17 protein-coding genes are annotated in these 19,034 nt (G+C 54.8%); 7 read left to right on the top strand and 10 right to left on the bottom strand.

Annotation, left to right across the window (positions count from 1 at the left end; translation table 11 throughout):
- The first annotated feature begins 178 nt into the window (after positions 1–178).
- The gene (locus C7433_RS08395) at positions 179–5,710 is read left to right on the top strand and encodes a glutamate synthase-related protein (RefSeq protein ID WP_039338902.1); all 5,532 of its coding nucleotides are present in this window, start codon (positions 179–181) and stop codon (positions 5,708–5,710) included.
- Between the two features lie 178 nt (positions 5,711–5,888).
- Complete coding sequence (locus C7433_RS08400; protein WP_110267949.1) at positions 5,889–7,646, top strand: sulfite reductase subunit alpha; 1,758 nt, start codon at positions 5,889–5,891, stop codon at positions 7,644–7,646.
- A 107-nt stretch (positions 7,647–7,753) separates the two neighbouring features.
- On the opposite strand, the gene sspB is transcribed toward C7433_RS08400, so the two are convergent.
- The 5 genes from sspB to zapE form a co-directional block, all read right to left on the bottom strand.
- Positions 7,754–8,239: a ClpXP protease specificity-enhancing factor gene (sspB, locus tag C7433_RS08405; protein ID WP_006121725.1), complete on the bottom strand. Its 486-nt coding sequence runs from the start codon at positions 8,237–8,239 to the stop codon at positions 7,754–7,756.
- 3 nt (positions 8,240–8,242) lie between these two features.
- A complete protein-coding gene (gene sspA / locus C7433_RS08410; protein WP_033739161.1) occupies positions 8,243–8,884 on the bottom strand; it encodes a stringent starvation protein SspA in 642 nt (213 codons plus the stop codon).
- A gap of 316 nt (positions 8,885–9,200) precedes the next feature.
- On the bottom strand, positions 9,201–9,593 hold the full coding sequence (gene rpsI, locus C7433_RS08415; protein WP_006121723.1) for a 30S ribosomal protein S9: 393 nt from the start codon (positions 9,591–9,593) through the stop codon (positions 9,201–9,203).
- A 15-nt stretch (positions 9,594–9,608) separates the two neighbouring features.
- Positions 9,609–10,037 (bottom strand): 50S ribosomal protein L13, encoded by a 429-nt coding sequence (rplM, locus tag C7433_RS08420; RefSeq protein WP_006121722.1) that lies wholly within the window; start codon positions 10,035–10,037, stop codon positions 9,609–9,611.
- 225 nt (positions 10,038–10,262) lie between these two features.
- On the bottom strand, positions 10,263–11,390 hold the full coding sequence (gene zapE, locus C7433_RS08425; RefSeq protein ID WP_033739160.1) for a cell division protein ZapE: 1,128 nt from the start codon (positions 11,388–11,390) through the stop codon (positions 10,263–10,265).
- 177 nt (positions 11,391–11,567) lie between these two features.
- Between zapE and zapG the strand changes: the two genes are divergently transcribed.
- From zapG to degS, 3 genes are all read left to right on the top strand, one after another.
- On the top strand, positions 11,568–11,969 hold the full coding sequence (zapG, locus tag C7433_RS08430) for a Z-ring associated protein ZapG (protein WP_006121720.1): 402 nt from the start codon (positions 11,568–11,570) through the stop codon (positions 11,967–11,969).
- 109 nt (positions 11,970–12,078) lie between these two features.
- A complete protein-coding gene (gene degQ / locus C7433_RS08435; RefSeq protein WP_006121719.1) occupies positions 12,079–13,455 on the top strand; it encodes a serine endoprotease DegQ in 1,377 nt (458 codons plus the stop codon).
- 89 nt (positions 13,456–13,544) lie between these two features.
- Entirely contained in the window at positions 13,545–14,606 is a 1,062-nt protein-coding gene (gene degS, locus C7433_RS08440) for an outer membrane-stress sensor serine endopeptidase DegS (protein WP_033739158.1), read from the top strand.
- Between the two features lie 120 nt (positions 14,607–14,726).
- Here the strand turns inward: degS and epmA are convergent, their stop codons facing one another.
- Positions 14,727–15,704, bottom strand: a complete 978-nt coding sequence (gene epmA, locus C7433_RS08445; protein ID WP_033739156.1) for an elongation factor P--(R)-beta-lysine ligase — start codon at positions 15,702–15,704, stop codon at positions 14,727–14,729.
- Between the two features lie 134 nt (positions 15,705–15,838).
- Here epmA and C7433_RS08450 point away from each other — a divergent pair, with 134 nt between their 5' ends.
- Positions 15,839–16,363 carry a lipocalin family protein gene (locus tag C7433_RS08450; protein ID WP_054634606.1) on the top strand — a complete coding sequence of 175 codons (525 nt, stop codon included), beginning with the start codon at positions 15,839–15,841 and terminating at the stop codon, positions 16,361–16,363.
- Between the two features lie 49 nt (positions 16,364–16,412).
- On the opposite strand, the gene C7433_RS08455 is transcribed toward C7433_RS08450, so the two are convergent.
- The 3 genes from C7433_RS08455 to efp all read right to left on the bottom strand — a co-directional run bounded on the left by C7433_RS08455 (position 16,413) and on the right by efp (position 17,401).
- Positions 16,413–16,547, bottom strand: a complete 135-nt coding sequence (locus C7433_RS08455; protein ID WP_006121715.1) for an entericidin A/B family lipoprotein — start codon at positions 16,545–16,547, stop codon at positions 16,413–16,415.
- 106 nt (positions 16,548–16,653) lie between these two features.
- A complete protein-coding gene (locus C7433_RS08460) occupies positions 16,654–16,785 on the bottom strand; it encodes an entericidin A/B family lipoprotein (protein ID WP_110267950.1) in 132 nt (43 codons plus the stop codon).
- A 49-nt stretch (positions 16,786–16,834) separates the two neighbouring features.
- Positions 16,835–17,401: an elongation factor P gene (gene efp / locus C7433_RS08465; RefSeq protein ID WP_006121713.1), complete on the bottom strand. Its 567-nt coding sequence runs from the start codon at positions 17,399–17,401 to the stop codon at positions 16,835–16,837.
- A gap of 40 nt (positions 17,402–17,441) precedes the next feature.
- Between efp and epmB the strand changes: the two genes are divergently transcribed.
- Positions 17,442–18,470 (top strand): EF-P beta-lysylation protein EpmB, encoded by a 1,029-nt coding sequence (gene epmB, locus C7433_RS08470; protein WP_033739151.1) that lies wholly within the window; start codon positions 17,442–17,444, stop codon positions 18,468–18,470.
- A 155-nt stretch (positions 18,471–18,625) separates the two neighbouring features.
- On the opposite strand, the gene C7433_RS08475 is transcribed toward epmB, so the two are convergent.
- Entirely contained in the window at positions 18,626–18,976 is a 351-nt protein-coding gene (locus C7433_RS08475; RefSeq protein WP_110267951.1) for a DUF4156 domain-containing protein, read from the bottom strand.
- Positions 18,977–19,034: the final 58 nt, after the last annotated feature.

A 19,034-nucleotide genomic window follows, 5' to 3' on the forward strand; every position in this document is an offset into this window, starting at 1 on the left:
AACACCACGCGCTACACATCCACGGACTTATCCTCCTGCCGATGAAAAGTGCGTAAAACGAAATCGCGCAGGCTGTCAGGCGCGGGAATAAAAGAATGCGCGCTGGGAAGAGTGTTTAACAAAGCTCAGTGCCTGAAACAATGCAGGTAATGTCAAAAGCAGTTTAAGGAGACCCTCAATGTCCACTAAAAAACCTGAATCCTATGGCTTATATAACCCAGCAGCAGGAAGTGACAGCTGTGGTGTAGGTTTCATTACCCGTAAGGACGGCGAGCAGACCCACGACATTCTGCGTATGGCGCACAGTGCACTCTGCACGGTTCCGCACCGTGGTGGCATGTCCGCTGAAGGCGTGGGTGATGGCGCGGGTGTCAACGTCGATCTTTCACTGCACTTTTTCCGTAAAATTACCGGTCAGGCGCTGGAAGCCGGTCGCTTTGGCGTGGGTAACTTCTTCGTTCCTAAAGATGCTGAACTGCGTGCCAATGCGGAGCGCCTGGTAGAAGAGACGCTGCGTCATTTTAATCTGCCGGTGATCATGAAACGCGAAATGCCGCTGGATAACAGCGTGACGCGTCCAGCCGCTGTCCAGTTTCAGTTGCCCATCGTGCAATGGATTTTTGCTGCGCCTCAGGATGTCAGCCACCAGAACGATTTTGAAAAACGGATTTATCGCGCCCTGCTGGCGATTGAGGCAGAGGCCTTTACGAAAAGTGAGTTTGGCGGTTTGTATCCGCTGTCGCTTTCGTCCCGTACCCAGGTATTCAAAGCCCGTCTGAATTCCAATGAGGTCATTCCTTATTTCAAAGATCTGACCGATCCCGATCATCAGGTCCGTGGGCTGTTTTTCCATACCCGCTTCTCAACCAATACCGATCCGCACACCACTATGGCGCAACCTTTCCGGTTAATGGCCCATAACGGTGAGCTGAATACCGATCGTAAAAACCGGATTGCTGAATCCGCGCTGGCCTCTGCGCGTGGAAAAACTATCGTTCGCCCGAAAGGTCAGTCAGACAGTTCCCGTCTTGACCAGAGCATTCACAGCCGCCTGATGGAAGACGATCTCGACTTAATCACCGCCGTAGTGTCGATGATGCCACCTGCATGGGAAAATGACACCGCGCTCTCTCCGGCGGTGCGTGACATGCTGGAATATTTCTCACTCTATGAAGAGAAGAACGACGGCCCTGCGGCGTTGATCTTTGGTAATGGGGAAGTGATTGGCGCACGTCTTGACCGTCTGGGTCTTCGTCCACTGCGTTCGGTTGAAACCGCCGAGTATATTGGTGCCATGTCGGAAGCCGGCCAGATTGCCTTTCCCCCGGAAAGCGTACTGCGCCGTGGTCGTATCGAAGCCGGCGGCATGCTCTATTTTGATCATCGCGAAAAACGCAGCTATACCACGCATGAAGCGCTGGAAAAGCTGGCTGCGGAAAAAGATTACGCTGCACTGCTCGGCAAATCTCGCGTCGATCTCAATGAGTTGCCTGTCATCCCTGCTGAGAAACAAGGGTCGCCTCTGCGCTATCGCGGCGATCTGAAAACCTATCAGCGCTTTGTGGCTTACTACTATAACCAGGAAAGCTTCAAATTCATGATGGACCCGATGCTGAACACCGGGGCCGAGAAAATCTCTGCTATGGGTTACGGCAACGCGATCAATGGTCTGTCCGATCATGAAGGCGGCATGGCGCACTACTTTTCGCAGCGTTTTGCACAGGTCACTAACCCACCGCTGGACTCCATCCGTGAAGCAGACGGTATGACGCTGCGCGTGGCACTGGGAGCCAAACCGCACCTGGGGCGCAGTAAAGGCCGTCAGATTATTGTGCCGACGCCTATTCTGACGCACCTGGACATGCTACAGCTGCGCGAACAGAACGTCGCACCTTATGCCCGTTTTGACATGTTGTACGAACCTGTCACCGGCAAAGACCTGCTCAGCCGTACGGCCAACGCCACTGCGCTGGAGAAGGCGATTGACGATCTGGCTCAGCAGGTCGTGGATTTCGCGCGTTCCCAGGGCGGGATCGCCGTCCTGACCGACCGCCACATCTCGTCCACCCATGCCGCCCTGCCCATGCTGTTGGTGGTTTCTGCGGTGAACCAGCGCCTGGTCCAGGAAGGATTACGTCTTGACGTGTCCCTGGTGGTGGAGAGTGGGCAGATTATCTCGTCGCATCACATTGCCGCGACGCTGGGCTTTGGTGCCTCTGCTGTCTATCCGCTCGGCGTACAGATGCGTGCCGAAGAGAAATTCGGTGAAGGTGAAGAAGGCAATAAAGCCTTTAAACGCTATGCCAAAGCCGCCGAAAAGGCCCTGATGAAGACCATGGGTAAAGTAGGCCTGTGTACCGTTGAAAGCTACAGTAGCGGTGAGTTCTTTGAACCTAACTTCCTTAACACTGACGATCCGGTACTGAAGAAGTATTTCCCGAATATCAAAACGCCTGTTGGTGGCGCGGGCTTTGCCACCATCGCGCAAATGGCAGTGGACTGGCATCAAAGCGCGCTGAAAATTCAGGGCGAATCAGAAGTGCCATTACTGGGGCTGTTTAAAGAGCGCGCAGAGGGCGCAGGCCACTCCTACGGCACCATTGCCGTGCGTACCTTTATTGATATGACGGAAGAGCCGATTCGCTTTGCGGACAAAGCGCGCGAAGAGGACAATTTCATTCGTCTGATGACGCTGGCCCGTCTGGATAATGCGTTTGGCATCAAGCCTGACACGTTCAAGGACAGCAGCTTTGAGCGCATTCCTGATGACGTGATGAATAACTTTGCCATCACAGCCGATTACCGTCAGTTCTCCAGCCTGATGTATGAAGAGCGTAAACGCCGCCCTGCTGCGCTGCGTGACATTCTGGCCTTCCCGGCCGATCTGACGCATATCGACAGCGAAGCGGAATTCCGCCGTAAACTGGGCCGTTATTCGCTGACCAACAACGGATTTGCTACTCGCGGCCTGGAATGCGAGGCCATCGAAGGCAGCCCGAACACCTTTATGCTGCGGCTGACCGATGCCATCGCCGGGCTGAAGCCGGAAAGCGAACGTCTGCTGAATCTGTCACGGGCTCTGAAAGCCCGCTTCAGTGACGAAATCGAATCGGCGGACGTGGTCGCAGGCGGCCTGAAAATCACCGCCGTAGGTAAAGCTGCCGACTATCTGTCGCGCATTTTTACTGCGCTGCCCTCACTGCCGTTAAGCGAAATTCAGCCTGCCTGTGAAATCACTCGCACTTTCGCCTCCGGGGCGATGAGTCACGGCGCGCTGGTGGCACCGGCACATGAAGCTGTCGCACATGGCACCAACATGGTCGGCGGCATGAGCAACTGCGGGGAAGGCGGCGAGCACTATTCCCGTCATGGCACTATCCGTGCGTCCCGTATCAAGCAGCTGGCGTCAGGTCGTTTCGGCGTCTGGGCGGCGTACCTGGCCGATCCGATGCTGGAAGAGCTGGAGATCAAAATTGGTCAGGGTGCAAAACCTGGTGAAGGTGGCCAGTTGCCTGCGGCGAAAGTCACCGTCGAAATCGCGGCGGCACGTGGCGGCACACCGGGCGTTGAGCTGGTCTCGCCACCACCGCACCACGACACCTACTCTATCGAAGATTTGGCCCAGCTGATTCACGACTGCAAAGCGGCGCGTGTTCGCGTCATTGTGAAGCTGGTGTCCTCTGAAGGGATTGGCACCATTGCTGTGGGCGTAGCGAAAGCCGGTGCTGACGTTATTAACGTCGCCGGTAACACGGGCGGTACGGGCGCCGCCTCGGTGACCAGTCTGAAATATACCGGTCGCGTCGCGGAAATCGGCATTGCCGAAGTCCATCAGGCGCTGTGTGCGAACGGCCTGCGCGACAAAGTCCTGCTGCGCTGTTCAGGTGCACAGCAGACGGGCAGCGACGTGGTGAAATCCGCGCTGCTGGGCGGTGACAGCTTTGAATTCGGTACGACTGCGCTGATGATGCTGAAATGCGTGATGGCAAAGAACTGTAACGTCAAATGCCCCGCAGGGTTAACCACGAACGCTGAAGCCTTTGATGGCGATCCGCGTCAGCTCGCACAGTATTTCCTGAATGTGGCACACGAAGTCCGCGAAATCCTGGCGCGTATGGGCCTGCGCTCGCTGCGTGAAGCCCGTGGGCGCGCTGACCTGCTCCATTTGATGGATCACCCGCTGGAAGTCGGCAAGCTGGATCTGCGCGCCATGCTCACCGTGGTGCCAGAGCTGAAAATCGACAAGCCGGTTTATCTGGAAAAAGATTTTGAGCTGGATGATGGCTGGGTGGAAGAACTCAACCAGCAACTGGTGACAGCGGGCAAGACATCGCTGCAGTTAGGTCACGACGTCGTCCTGAACAACCGCAATAAAAGCGTGGGCGGTCAGTTGGCGATCGATATCGAGCGCATGCTGAATCATACCCTGACAGCAGAGCAACTGCAGGCGATGCCCTCTGTGCTGCAGGACGATCGCGGTCGTCGCTATCTGGCGCCGGCCACGGTGCATATTACGACCACCGGCTCAGCCGGTCAGTCCTTCGGTGCCTTCTGCAATGACGGCATGCTGATGCAACATCGTGGCACCTGCAACGATGGGGTGGGCAAAGGCCAGTGCGGCGGCGAGTTGGTGGTGTTATCACCGGGCGGCGGCGCACAGGACAGCGATGGCAACGTCCTGATCGGTAACTTTGCTCTGTTTGGCGCAACGGGCGGCCGCCTGTTCGTGCAGGGCCAGGCCGGTGACCGCTTCGCAGTGCGTAACTCTGGTGCCACTGCGGTAGTGGAAGGCGTCGGTGACTTCTGTTGCGAATACATGACCAACGGTGCCGTGTTGAACCTGGGCACCTTTGGTAAAGGCTTCGGTAACGGCATGAGCGGCGGCTTTGCTTACCAGTACGATCCGTACGGCTCCCTGGCTAACCATGCAGCGGGCGATTCCGTTCTGTTTGGTTCCATTGCCGATGCCGATGAGCTGGCACAGATTCATAAGCAGGCCGTGCTGACCATGCTGAACTGGCATCTGGACGCCACGCAGTCACCACGTGCGGCCTGGCTGCTGGAGCACTGGGAAACCGAATGTCAGCACTTCGTGTATGTAATGCCGCGCTCTCTGCTGCTGTATCAGGATGGCGGTGAAATCCTGAAGGCGAAATCCCGTAAGGATTTGCTGGAAGAACTCTCAACCGCGCTGGCAGCGCATCAGGTCGCAAAATTCAAAGCCGCGTGGCGTGAGGGCAAAACCATTGCAGACGGTGCCGTACCGGCTTATGGCGCGACAGATACGGTCGAGATGTTTGTATTGCTCAATAACTACACCGTATTGAGCTTCGCGCAGCAGCTGGCTCTCGGCAAGTTACCGAAAGGCACCCACGTTGAGGATCCGGCGGTCGAGAAAGCGGTTCGTAATTTACTGATGACAGAGGACTTTTCGCTGGTCAGTAAACTGCAGCGCCATGCGCGGGCAGCCATTGAGAACTACAGCGACAGCGAATTAGCCAGCCTGATCGGTTCAAAACGCATGTCCGATTACAAAGCGGCACTGACGCAACGCAACATCCGTTCCATGGACAGCCTGGCCACCTATGGCTGGATCATGTATCAGGATGCCTGCAACCGTGAAATCCTTGGTCGTCTGCCTGATTTTGAAGAGTTGTTTGCACGTGCGGCATTACCTGAAATTGCGGCGGCGGTAGGGAAACTGGCCTGACAGCCGCGTCTGTAAACTGAACTGTGTTTAATCATGATTACCCGGAGGGTTTCGCGGTACCGGGCGGAGGTCAATCCCGAGCCTCTCTGTGGCAGACGGCCGCTGAGAGGACGGGTTTCGCCACACTCACGGCGGTGCGAAACATGATGGTTAAGAGCGGGATTGAGTAAAGGTATCCATGAAAATTCCATACATTCCTGAAGATGCACCTTTCAATGGTGATCAGAAATACTGGCTGGCGGGCTTTCTGGCTGGCCTGCACTCCCGTTTGCTGGTGTTAGAAGACAAACAGCAACCTGCCGCGGGCAACGCCGCCGCTGCAACGACCCAACTGCACATTCTTTATGGTTCGCAGACCGGTAACGCTGAAGCTCTGGCCCAGTCTGCGGCCAAATCGGCCCGTGCTAAAGGCCTGGTGCCTGTCGTTCAGGCGCTGGGCGATGTGGATCTCGACGTGTTTGCCACAATGCGCCACGTGCTGATCGTCACCTCGACCTACGGTGAAGGTGAAATGCCGGACAATGCCCAGTTATTCTGGGACGCCATCTCCGCCAGTACCGCACCGCGTCTGGAGCAGATGCACTTTGCCGTTCTGGCTATCGGCGACACCGGCTATGACGGTTTCTGCCAGGCCGGTAAATTCCTGGATATGCGCCTGGAACAGCTGGGTGCCAAACGTGTTGTTGATCGTATTGACTGCGATATTGATTATGAAGAGCCTTCGCATGCGTGGCTGAACAGCACGATGCCACAGTTCGCCAGCAGCGCAGGCAGCAGCGGCACGGTTCTGGAGAGCGCACCGGAAGCTCCGGTCATCCCCGGCAGCAACAAATCCAATCCCTATGCCGCAGCCCTCATCACCAACAAGCGCCTGTCGAGTGAGCAGTCTGCGAAAGACATTCGCCATTTCGAATTTGATCTGACTGACAGCGGTCTGAAGTACGAAGCGGGCGATGCGCTGGGTGTGATCCCGGTGAACGAACCGTCGCTGGTCAGCCTGCTGCTGACACAGCTGAACGCCGATTATCAGACGCCCGTCCCCGGCTTCGACAGAAGTCTTGGCGATCTGCTGACCTACCAGTTTGAAATTTCTGAGCCTTCACGCAAGCTGATTGAGTGGGTTGGACAGAACACCACGAACCAGGAACTGCGTCACGTACTTCAGCACGATGATAAAGATGCCCTGGGTGTCTGGCTGTGGGGCAAAGATACGCTGGACCTGCTGCAACTTGAGCTGACCCGCAGCCTGAGCGTGCCTGAGTTCGTCGCCCTGCTGCGTCCGCTGCAGCACCGTGCCTACTCCATTTCGTCCAGTTCCAAAGCGCATCCTAACCAGGTTCACCTGACGATTGCGGCTGTGCGCTATCACAGTGGCGGCCGCAACCGTAGCGGAGTCTGTTCAACCTACCTGGCCGAGCGCGTGCGACGTGGCGAAAAGCCGGCGATCTTTATCTCGCCGAATAAATCTTTCCGGGTCCCGGCCAACGGCAATGCGCCCATGATCATGGTCGGCCCGGGTACCGGCATCGCCCCTTTCCGTGCGTTCCTGCAGGAACGTCAGGTGACCGGTGCGCAAGGCAAAAACTGGCTGTTCTTTGGCGATCAGCATCAGGAGCATGACTTCATTTACCGTGAAGAACTGACGGCCTGGCATGAGAGCGGTTTGCTGACGCGTCTCGATCTGGCGTTCTCACGCGACCAAGACAAAAAAATCTACGTGCAAAACCGTATGCTGGAACAGGGCGCAGAACTGTACGCCTGGTTGCAGGAAGGTGGGTATTTCTACGTCTGTGGTGATGCCTCACGCATGGCGAAAGACGTGGATAATGCGCTGTATGAAATCGTACGCCAGTTTGGTGGTCTGTCCAGCGAGCGCGCGGCGGACTACATCGATCAGTTGAAGAAAGAAAAACGCTACCTGCGCGACGTGTACTAATCTCAGCCGCAGAAAGCAAAAATCCGGGTACGCTGTGCGCCCGGATTTTTTTCGCTCATCATTCTGACGATCAAAAAAAATGCCTGTCGGCTGACAGGCATTCTGAGTTATTTCACCACACGCAGTGCGGGACGACCGCCGCGCGGTGGCGGATCGTCATCAGGTGAGTTGTCGTCATCGCTGGCATCGTCAGGGCGATCGCCATCAATCACTGACATGACCGTCTCTTCCTGATTTTCCGGGAACGCCTGGGATGCCCCTTCATAAGCCGGTTCAGGCTCAAACATGGTCCCCGCACCGTTTTCACGCGCATAGATGGCCAGAATAGCCGCCATCGGCACGTTCACCTGGCGCGGCACGCCGCCAAAGCGGGCATTAAACGAGACTTCCTCGTTACCCAGCTCAAGATTGCCTACAGCGCGCGGCGCAATGTTGAGGACGATCTGACCGTCCCGTGCATATTCCAGCGGAACCTGAACGCCCGGCAGGTTGATATCGACCACCAGATGCGGCGTCAGCTGGTTATCCAGGAGCCAGTCATAAAAAGCCCGCAGCAAATAGGGGCGACGGGCCGTAAGTTGCGACATTTCCATAAATCAGCCCCGGGCTTGCAGGCGCATTTCACGTTCAGCTTCAGTCAGTGAAGCAAGGAAGGAGTCACGTTCAAATACGCGGTTCATATAGCCTTTCAGCTCTTTTGAGCCCGATCCCAGCAGATCGATGCCCATTGACGGTAAGCGCCACAGCAGCGGTGCCAGGTAGCAGTCAACCAGGCTGAACTCGTCGCTCATAAAGAAAGGTGAACGTCCAAACAGGGGGGCAATCGCCAGTAACTCTTCACGCAGCTGCTTACGCGCCGCTTCGGCTTCCTGACCGCTGCTGTTCTCGACCTTTCTCATCAGGCTGTACCAGTCTTGCTCGATACGGTGCATCATCAAACGGCTTTCGCCACGCGCAACCGGATAAACCGGCATCAAAGGCGGGTGTGGGAAACGCTCATCAAGGTATTCCATGATGATGCGTGATTCATACAGTGTCAGTTCGCGATCAACCAGCGTCGGCACAGTACGGTACGGATTGAGGTCAATCAGATCCTGCGGCAGGTTATCCATTTCGACCTGCTCGATCTCTACGCTGACACCTTTCTCGGCCAGCACAATACGCACCTGATGGCTAAAAATGTCAGTAGGACCAGAAAACAGCGTCATTACCGAACGTTTGTTGGCAGCGACAGCCATGAAAACCTCCCAGTTTGTTCACAAAAAGTTACTGCGAATGGCCAACCACACGGCGACTCACCTGCTCATAGAACTCGCTCGCAATCCGCGCTAACCACTCCCGACTGATGCCAGGCGCATAACGCGCCAGCTTGCGGGCGCAAAGTGACAGGGAGTTTACCAGATTTTAGGCAGCTTGTGGGCGGGGGAATGCATTTTTGCGGGTAAAATGCGAACAGCATTGTTGTTTTCTGTGACTGCGCCGCCTGGCATGAAAAGCAAAAAACCCGCCGAAGCGGGTTTTTTGTGCCAACTGTGACTGCCGAAGCAGCAACAATTAACGTTTGGAGAACTGAGGACGACGACGTGCTTTACGCAGGCCGACTTTCTTACGTTCAACCTGACGAGCATCGCGAGTAACGAAGCCTGCTTTACGCAGTTCGCCACGCAGTGACTCATCATACTCCATCAGAGCGCGGGTGATACCGTGACGGATCGCGCCTGCCTGACCAGAGATACCACCACCTTTAACGGTGATGTACAGGTCCAGTTTGCCAACCATATCAACCAGTTCCAGAGGCTGACGCACGACCATGCGTGCAGTCTCACGACCGAAATACTGCTCCAGAGAGCGTTGGTTGATGACGATGTTACCGCTACCCGGCTTGATGAAGACGCGTGCGGATGAGCTTTTGCGGCGACCAGTGCCGTAGTTTTGAGTTTCAGCCATTGCCTTTAATCCCGATTAAATGTCAAGAACTTGCGGTTGCTGTGCCGCATGGTTGTGCTCGTTACCTGCGTAAACTTTCAGTTTACGGTACATAGCACGACCCAGCGGGCCCTTCGGCAGCATGCCTTTAACCGCGATCTCAATCACGCGCTCAGGACGGCGAGCAATCATCTCTTCAAAGGTCGCCTGTTTGATACCACCGATGTGACCAGTGTGGTGATAGTAAATCTTGTCAGAACGCTTGTTGCCGGTGACAGCAACTTTCTCAGCGTTCAGAACGATGATGTAATCACCTGTATCAACGTGCGGAGTGTATTCCGCTTTATGCTTACCACGCAGACGGCGTGCCAGTTCAGTCGCCAGGCGACCCAAGGTTTTGCCAGTTGCGTCAACAACATACCAGTCACGTTGGACGGTTTCTGGTTTAGCTGTAAAAGTTTTCATCGAAAAGCTTACCCAAATTAAGTTACACGTTGGTGAAATCCCAAACGCTTAAGTAAACGAATGAGGCTCACACGACCATTTTGACCAGCAAGCCACCCCTTCGGATAGCGTTACCGGCGCGCAGAGGATTTGGGAAAAAAATCCAGTGCCGTAACGTGGGGTCGCAAGATTATAGAGAAGTCGATTACAAAAATCGAACTCTATTTTCATTTATTACCCGGAATCTCAGGGTAAATGCGCCAGCCGCAGATACTCTTCGCTCTGCATTTCCTGCAAACGCGACAGGCAGCGCTGGTATTCAAATTTCAGGCGCGTGCCCTGATAAATTTCGAACAACGAGGTTTCCGCGGCGACGACCAGTTTGACATGGCGCTCGTAAAACTCATCCACCAGCGCCAGAAAACGCCGCGCCTGATCTTCCGTTTTATAAATCATGACCGGCACATCAAACAGCAGCACGCTGTGAAAGCGGCGCGACAGTTCGATGTAATCGTGCTGGCTGCGCCCTTCCCCACACAGGGTTTTGAAGTCGATTGCCACCACGCCTTCACTGACACCCAGCGTGGGCATTTTGCGATGGTTGATCTCCAGCACCGGTGCGCTGTCGCGTTTTTCCCCTGACAGCGCCTGGAACATGCGGTCCATATCGGCGTAGGTTTCTGGCCCTAAAGGAAACTTCCACAGATGCGCCGACGTCAGCGTGCGCAGACGGTAATCAATGCCCGCATCAACGTTCATGACGTCACAATGTTGCTTGATCTGCTCAATGGCCGGCAGGAAACGCGCGCGCTGTAAACCGTTTTTATAGAGGTTATCGGGCGGAATATTCGAGGTGGCGACCAGGCTGATGCCCCGTTCGAACAACGCTTCCATTAACGTGCCCAGCAACATGGCATCCGTAATATCGGACACAAAGAATTCGTCAAAACACAGAATATCGGTTTCGGCTTTGAAGCGATCGGCGATGATCAGCAGCGGATCGCTGTGCCCCTGCAGTTCGGTCAGCTCTTCGTGCACGCGCAGCATAAAGCGGTGAAAGTGTAAGCGCAGCTTGCGGTTGCCAGGAATAGACTGAAAAAACAGATCCATGACCCAGGTTTTCCCGCGCCCCACGCCGCCCCACATATACAAGCCACGTACCGGCGTTTTGACCTGGGATTTCTCTTTACCCATCAGCTTCGACAGACGACCAAACAACCCCTGCGAGGCAGGTTCAGTCGTCTGCTGGCGGGCGATGAGCCCTTGCTGGATAGCATCTAAGCGGGTGATCGCTTCACGTTGTACATCGTCGGGCTTAAAATCGCCCTGCGATAGCGCCTGCTCATAGCGGGCAAGCGGAGATGAGGTTTGCATGGTTCGCTCAGTGTCCCTGAATGTTGTCTTATTCACACATCGTTTGTCGAAAAAAAGGCCGCTCTACACTAAGGCATGGCGCTCCAGAGTTCCACATCCATAAGATTAACGGGTATAGTGACTATTATTAAGTGGTGCAACGCCCTACGGAACAACGGAAATAACACGGGAGTCATTATGACCTGGGAATACGGGCTAATTGGTTTAGTGGTAGGTATCATTGTCGGCGCAGTAGCCATGCGTTTTGGCAACAGGAAACTGCGCGAGCAGCGCAGCATGCAGTATGAGCTGGATAAAACGAAAGCCGAACTGGCTGATTATCGTGAAGAGCTGACCAACCACTTTGCGCAAAGCGCCGAGCTGCTTGACAACATGGCACGCGATTACCGTCAGCTTTACCAGCATATGGCGAAAGGATCTAATGACCTGCTGCCAAACATGCCTGGCGACAAAAATCCCTTTGCCTGGCAACTAACCGAAGCGGAAGCCGATAACGATCAGGCACCGGTTCAGATGCCACGCGATTACTCAGAAGGCGCTTCCGGTTTACTGCGCGGTGAACGCGCCGTGCGCGACTAAGCGCATCGGGCACAGCCACGCTGTGCCCGCTGTTTTTGCGAACCCCGGCCGCAAACGGCTGTCTCACTGATTTATTCCCCCCACTTTTTGCAGCGAGAGCGTTGTAGCAATGAAAAAACAAGCACGACTGTTAAGCGCGTTAGCCTTGAGTATTGGAATGAGTCTTGCCGCTGCGCCCGTCGCAATGGCGACGCTACCTGCACAGATTCAGGGGCAGCCACTGCCCAGCCTGGCACCGATGCTGGAAAAAGTGTTACCTGCCGTGGTCAGTGTGCATGTTGAAGGCACGCAGTCGGATTCACAGGCCCAGGATATTCCTGAACCCTTAAAGCGTTTCTTTGGCCAACTGCCTGGCGGCGGTCAGTCTCAGCCACAACCGTTTGAAGGCCTGGGTTCCGGCGTCATTATCGACGCCGCGAAGGGCTACGTGTTAACGAACAACCACGTGGTCAACGGCGCCGATAAAATCAATGTCCAGTTGGGCGACGGCAGTGAATATGACGCCAAACTCATCGGTCACGATGAACAAACGGATATTGCCCTGATTCAGATCCAGGGCGCTAAGAACCTGACGCAGATTAAAGTCGCGGATTCCGACCAACTTAAGGTGGGCGATTTTGCCGTCGCTATTGGTAATCCCTTTGGGCTGGGCCAGACGGCTACCTCCGGGATTATTTCGGCACTGGGCCGCAGCGGACTGAATCTTGAGGGGCTGGAGAACTTTATCCAGACGGATGCCGCCATCAACCGCGGTAACTCCGGCGGTGCGCTGGTGAATTTAAACGGCGAACTGATTGGTATTAACACCGCCATCCTCGCCTCCAGCGGCGGTAATATCGGCATTGGCTTTGCGATTCCAAGCGATATGGCAATCAACCTGGCCGATCAGTTGATTAAGTATGGCGAAGTGAAACGCGGTCAGCTTGGTATTAAAGGCACGGAAATGACTGCGGATATGGCCAAGGCGTTTAACGTCGATGCCCAGCGCGGTGCTTTCGTGTCTGAAGTTCTGCCGCAGTCGGCGGCACAGAAAGCCGGTATTAAGTCGGGAGATATCATTGTTTCTGTGAATGATAAACCCATCACCAGTTTTGCTGAGTTGCGCGTAAAAATCGGCACCACGGCACCCGGCGAGAAAGTGAAGCTGGGCCTGCTGCGTGAAGGCAAACCCGTCAGCGTTGAGGTCACTCTTGAGCAGAGTGCTCAGACAACCGCCAGCGCACAACTGCTGTCACCGGCTCTTCAGGGGGCCACGCTGAGCGATGGTCAGACGAAAACCGGTGATAAAGGTGTGAAGATTGACGGCATCGAAAAAGGCACGCCGGCTGAACAAGTGGGCCTGCAAAAAGATGATGTCATCATTGGCGTTAACCGCACGCGCGTCCAGAATATTGCCGAAATGCGCAAAGTGCTGGAAGCCAAACCACCTGTGCTGGCGCTGAATGTCGTGCGCGGTCAGGAAAGCATCTATCTGTTATTGAGATAAACCACGCATAATGGCGGACACAAGCACGTGTGTGTCCGCCCCGCGCATGGTATTCTCCCCAACGTTCTCCCCTGACGTGATTTAACACCATGTTTCTTAAACTTTTGCGTTCAGTGGTGTTGGGACTGATTGTTGCGGGCATCTTGCTCGCAGCGTTGCCCGCACTGCGTTTGGGCGGTGCTGCCCTCTATAGTCAAAATGACAGTAACGATGAAACGCCCTTTGGCTTCAATCAAGGGGTGCGCCGCGCTGTGCCTGCCGTGGTCAACGTTTATAACCGCAGTACGCAAGGGAACAATAACCGTGGTATCACCACGCTGGGTTCCGGCGTGATCATGAATGCCAAAGGCTATATTCTGACCAACAAGCACGTCATTAATAATGCCGATCAAATCATCGTCGCTCTGCAGGATGGCCGCTTCTTCGAGGCGACGCTGGTTGGGTCGGATGCGATGACCGATTTAGCGGTGCTGAAAATCACCGCGCCGAATCTGCCGGTGATCCCCATTAATCCCAAACGTGTCGCACACATTGGCGATGTCGTGATGGCTATTGGTAACCCCTATAACCTTGGGCAAACGGTCACGCAGGGCATTATCAGCGCAACGGGTCGGGTCGGGCTGAGCTCGTCAGGCCGCCAGAATTTCCTGCAGACCGATGCCTCCATTAACCAGGGCAACTCCGGTGGCGCGTTAATCAATTCGCTGGGCGAGCTGATGGGAATTAACACCCTGACCTTCGACAAAAGCAGCGACGGTGAAACGCCCGAGGGAATCGGTTTTGCCATTCCCACCGCACTCGCGTCGAAAATCATGGATAAGCTGATTCGCGATGGCCGGGTTATACGTGGCTACATCGGTATCACAGGGCGCGAAGTGCCCCCGCTGCACGGTCAGGGAAACAGTCTGGACAGAGTTCAGGGGATTATCGTCAGCGTCGTTACGCCCGGCGGTCCGGCGGATAAAGCCGGTATTGAGCCTAACGATGTGTTGCTGAGTGTGAACGGAAAACCGGCTATATCGGCACAGGAAACCATGGACCAGGTTGCCGAAATCCGTCCCGGCTCAGTGATTGATGTCCAGGTGCTGCGTAATGATAAGAAGCTGACCCTGCCGGTGACGATTCAGGAGTTTCCGGACAACAGTCAGTAGGCAAAACATTTTGACGGGAACGCCCGCGGAAAAAACAGACAAGGCCGCGCAATGCGCGGCCTTGTCTGTTTCTGGCTCAGGTCAGTAGGCTTCTCAGCGTAAGCTGGCGCGAAGCCTTGACTAGCAGCGGTCTACCGGAAAGGCGATAACCTCACTCAGCGAGTCGGCCTTCAGTGCCAGCATAATCAACCGATCTATGCCCAGCGCTACGCCTGAACAGGCTGGCATGCCATGTTCCAGCGCCGCCAGCAGGTAATGATCAATCGGGTGCTGCGGCAGCCCGCGTGCTGCACGGCGGCGATTATCCTGTTCAAAACGCTGACGCTGTTCACGGCTGTCCGTCAGTTCACGGAAGCCGTTCGCCAGTTCAATGCCCTTGTAATAAACCTCAAAGCGTTCGGCAACGCGATGGTCTTCTGTGCTGATCTCCGCCAGTGCCGCCTGGCTGGCCGGAAAGTGATAGACAAAACAGGGCTTATCCTGACCAATTTTGGGTTCCACGCCCAACATAAACAGCAGCATCAGCAAGGTATCGCGATCCTCTTCCCGATTCGCCAGCTCGCCCTCGCCCAGCTTTTCTGCGGCCTCCCGCAATTGCGTTTTATCTGCAGAAAGCGGGTCCAGATCAAGATGACGAATAAACGCCTGCTGATATGAGAGGGATTCCGCGCTGTCGCACTCCAGCACCTGCTGAAGCAAATCGTCCACTTCGTTCATCAGCCGGTACATATCATAATGGGGGCGATACCACTCCAGCATGGTGAATTCAGGATTGTGGTGCCGTCCGGCCTCTTCATTGCGGAAACAACGTCCCATCTGATAAATCGGCCCGCTACCGGCTGCCAGCAGGCGTTTCATATGGTATTCCGGGCTGGTCATCAGCCAGAGGTCGCATCCGTCGGACATGCCGGGGCCGACAAACCGCGTCTGGAAAGGCACCAGATGGATATCGGTGACGGTCGCCTGACTCATGGCTGGCGTATCCACTTCCAGTACGCCACGATCGGCAAAGAAACGACGCACTTCAGCCACAATGCCTGCGCGTTTAATTAAATTGGCAATGGACGCGCCCGGTTGCCAGCTTGCCGTTTCACTCATGGTGATGACTCCTGATACAAATAAGGGTGGGAAGTCTACTCGCAATGGCGGTGCCAGACAATCATGGCGCAAAACTGTCCAATAAACTGGCCGGGTTCTATAATTAACAGGTTAAATAACAAAGGAATCTTTTTATGTCTCCATGGAAAACACTGGTCGCCAGCCTGAGTACCTTCTTGTCCGTTGCCTGCTCAACCACACCGCCGAAGAATGTTACCGTCGTTGAACACTTCGACAGTGAGCGTTATCTCGGTCAATGGTATGAGATTGCCCGGCTGAATCACGGCTTTGAACGCGGTCTTGAACAGGTGACGGCAAACTACAGTCCTCGGGAAGACGGCGGCCTCAAGGTGGTTAACCGCGGCTATAACCCGAAAAAGCAGCGCTGGCAGGAGAGCGTGGGCAAAGCTTACTTTACCGGCGACAAACAACGCGCCGCGCTCAAAGTTTCTTTCTTTGGCCCCTTTTATGGTGGCTATAACGTTATTGCGCTGGATCCCGACTACCGCTATGCGCTGGTCTGCGGACCTAACCGCCACTATTTATGGATTCTGTCCCGCACGCCGCAGCTGGACAACGACGTGAAGCAAAAGCTGGTACAGCAGGCACGTCAGGCCGGTTTCCCGGTGGACGAGTTGATTTGGGTAAAACAGGGATAGAAGAGAAAATAAAGCCGGTACGAAAGACGTTCGTACCGGTTTTTGGAGCTTACTGCGCGCTACGTTGAATCGCCTGACCGCCTGCTTCAACGTCTTCGCCAACGCCACGCGTGGTATTACAGCCTGACAACAATGCTGATAACATCACCACAGAAAAAATCGCAACAATACTTTTCTTTAACATAAGCCAGTTCCTTTTTTACGTTGCATTAAAAGTACAGCTTTTAAAGCATAGACCGATTACGCCACGCTGCGAGCCTAACCCGCTGAAAAAAGGAAATTCTGCCGTGTTACTTCGCGGCGCGAGAAATAGCCCCACCCAGGTGAGAGACATCCTCGCCAAAACCGTGAAAGGTATTACAGGCGCTCAGTCCAGAAGAGACCAGCAACGCCATCGCGATAAGTTTTGCCAGTTTTTTCATTGTTGAAACTCACATAAAAAAGGCGCATCACAGGATGCGCCTCTCAGGATTATTTTACGCGTGAAACGTATTCGCCAGAGCGGGTGTCCACTTTCACCACCTCGCCAATCTGAACGAATAAAGGCACTTTAATGACGGCGCCGGTAGACAGCGTGGCAGGCTTGCCGCCTGTACCCGCGGTATCGCCTTTCAGGCCTGGGTCAGTTTCAATCACTTCCGCTTCGATAAAGTTCGGTGGCTGAACTGCAATCGGTTTATCGTTCCACAAGGTTACGATACACTCCGCATTGTCCTGCAACCACTTCTGTACTTCATCCAGCACTTTAGCTTCAACCTGGTACTGCTCAAAGCTTTCCGGGTGCATGAAGTAGTAGAAATCGCCGTCGTTGTAAGAGTACTGCAGCGTCATATCCTTCACGTCTGCGCCTTCGGCAGAATCGGTTGATTTGAAGGTTTTCTCAACGCGTGAACCGGTCAGCAGACGACGCATTTTTACACGTGCAAACGCCTGACCTTTACCCGGCTTAACAAACTCGCTTGATTCGATGGCATAAGGCTCGCCTTCGAACATGATTTTAAGACCGGTACGGAAATCGTTGCTAAGATAAGTCGCCATAAAGGCCCTCTGTAGATATTAACTGGTAATAGCCAAAAAAATGGCACACATTGTAACCCTAAATTCCCCTTCCAGAGAAGATTGGTTGCAGCAACTTGCTGATGTTGTCACTGATCCTCATGAATTACTGCAACTTTTAGCGCTCGATCATCTTCCGGATCTGGCTGCTGGCAGCGATGCACGTCGGCTTTTTGCCCTGCGCGTGCCGCGCGCATTTATCCAGCGGATGAAAAAAGGCGATGCGCAGGATCCCCTTTTGCTTCAGGTATTGACCAGCCGCCAGGAATTCATTGAAGCGCCAGGTTATAGCACCGATCCGTTAGATGAGCAAAACAGCGTGGTGCCGGGATTACTGCACAAATACCAAAACCGGGCCCTGCTGCTGGTCAAAGGTGGCTGCGCCGTGAATTGCCGTTACTGCTTCCGCCGTCATTTTCCTTATCAGGATAATCAGGGCAATAAGCGTAACTGGCAGGCAGCGCTTGATTATATTGCCGATCACCCTGAACTGGATGAGATCATCTTTTCTGGCGGCGATCCGTTAATGGCGAAAGATCATGAACTCGCCTGGCTGATTGAGGCGCTGGCTGCCATTCCCCATCTGAAACGGTTACGCATTCACAGCCGACTGCCGGTGGTGATCCCTGCGCGCATTACGCAGGCGCTCTGTCAGACGCTGGCGGAAACGCGCCTGCAGGTTCTGATGGTCACCCACATCAATCATGCCAACGAGATCGATGACGCCCTCTGCGACGCCATGACGCGCCTTAAGCGCGCTGGCGTAACGTTACTCAATCAGAGCGTGTTGCTGCGCGGCGTGAACGATCGGGCGCAATGCCTTGCGGCATTGAGCAACGCACTGTTTGATGCGGGCATTCTGCCCTACTACCTGCACGTACTGGATAAAGTGCAGGGCGCGGCGCATTTTTATGTTTCGGATCAGGACGCGCGTGCCCTGATGCGCGATCTGCTGCCTTTGGTCTCCGGTTATCTGGTACCGAAGCTGGCGCGCGAAATCGGGGGGGAGCCCAGTAAAACTCCCCTGGATCTGCAACTTAGGCAGGAATAATCCGGCCCTGACAAGCCCTGTTCCGGCACTGAAGCAAAGCCTCGCGGAACGGTTGCACTTCAAACCAATACAGCCTCTTACATTTCATCCACGCATAAAAAAACGACCGGCACGCGGGCCGGTCGTCTCAGAAATCTTGCCAGTTCATTGCCCGATCAGTTAGGGCACTTATAAACCTGGCCGGTCATTTTACTGTCGAGTGGTGCAAACGCTGAAAGCAGGTTTTGTGTCGGGCTGGTCGCACCGTAAATCACGTTACCGTCCATTTCTGCTGCACGGTTACGCAGATCGTTAGCCGCACCACGCAGTGCGCTGGTTTCACCACCGGCTCCGCTTAACCAGTTACTTTGTGAGCCGGTCAGGGTGCCCAGAAGCTGACACTGTTTGCCAGGCTGCTGATCGGTAAAGGTGACGCGCTGACCTGCAGAAGAGAGTTCGGTTGAGCTGCTGCAGCCCGCAAGCAATAACGCGCCAGCCGTCAGACCGAGCAAGAGGTTAATCCGCATTATAATCCCCATTTATTATCATCAGAGTCGGATGGCAGCGTAGCAGAAAAACACGCAT

Source organism: Pantoea sp. PNA 03-3 (assembly GCF_003201175.1).
GTDB classification, from domain to species: Bacteria; Pseudomonadota; Gammaproteobacteria; order Enterobacterales; family Enterobacteriaceae; genus Pantoea; species Pantoea stewartii.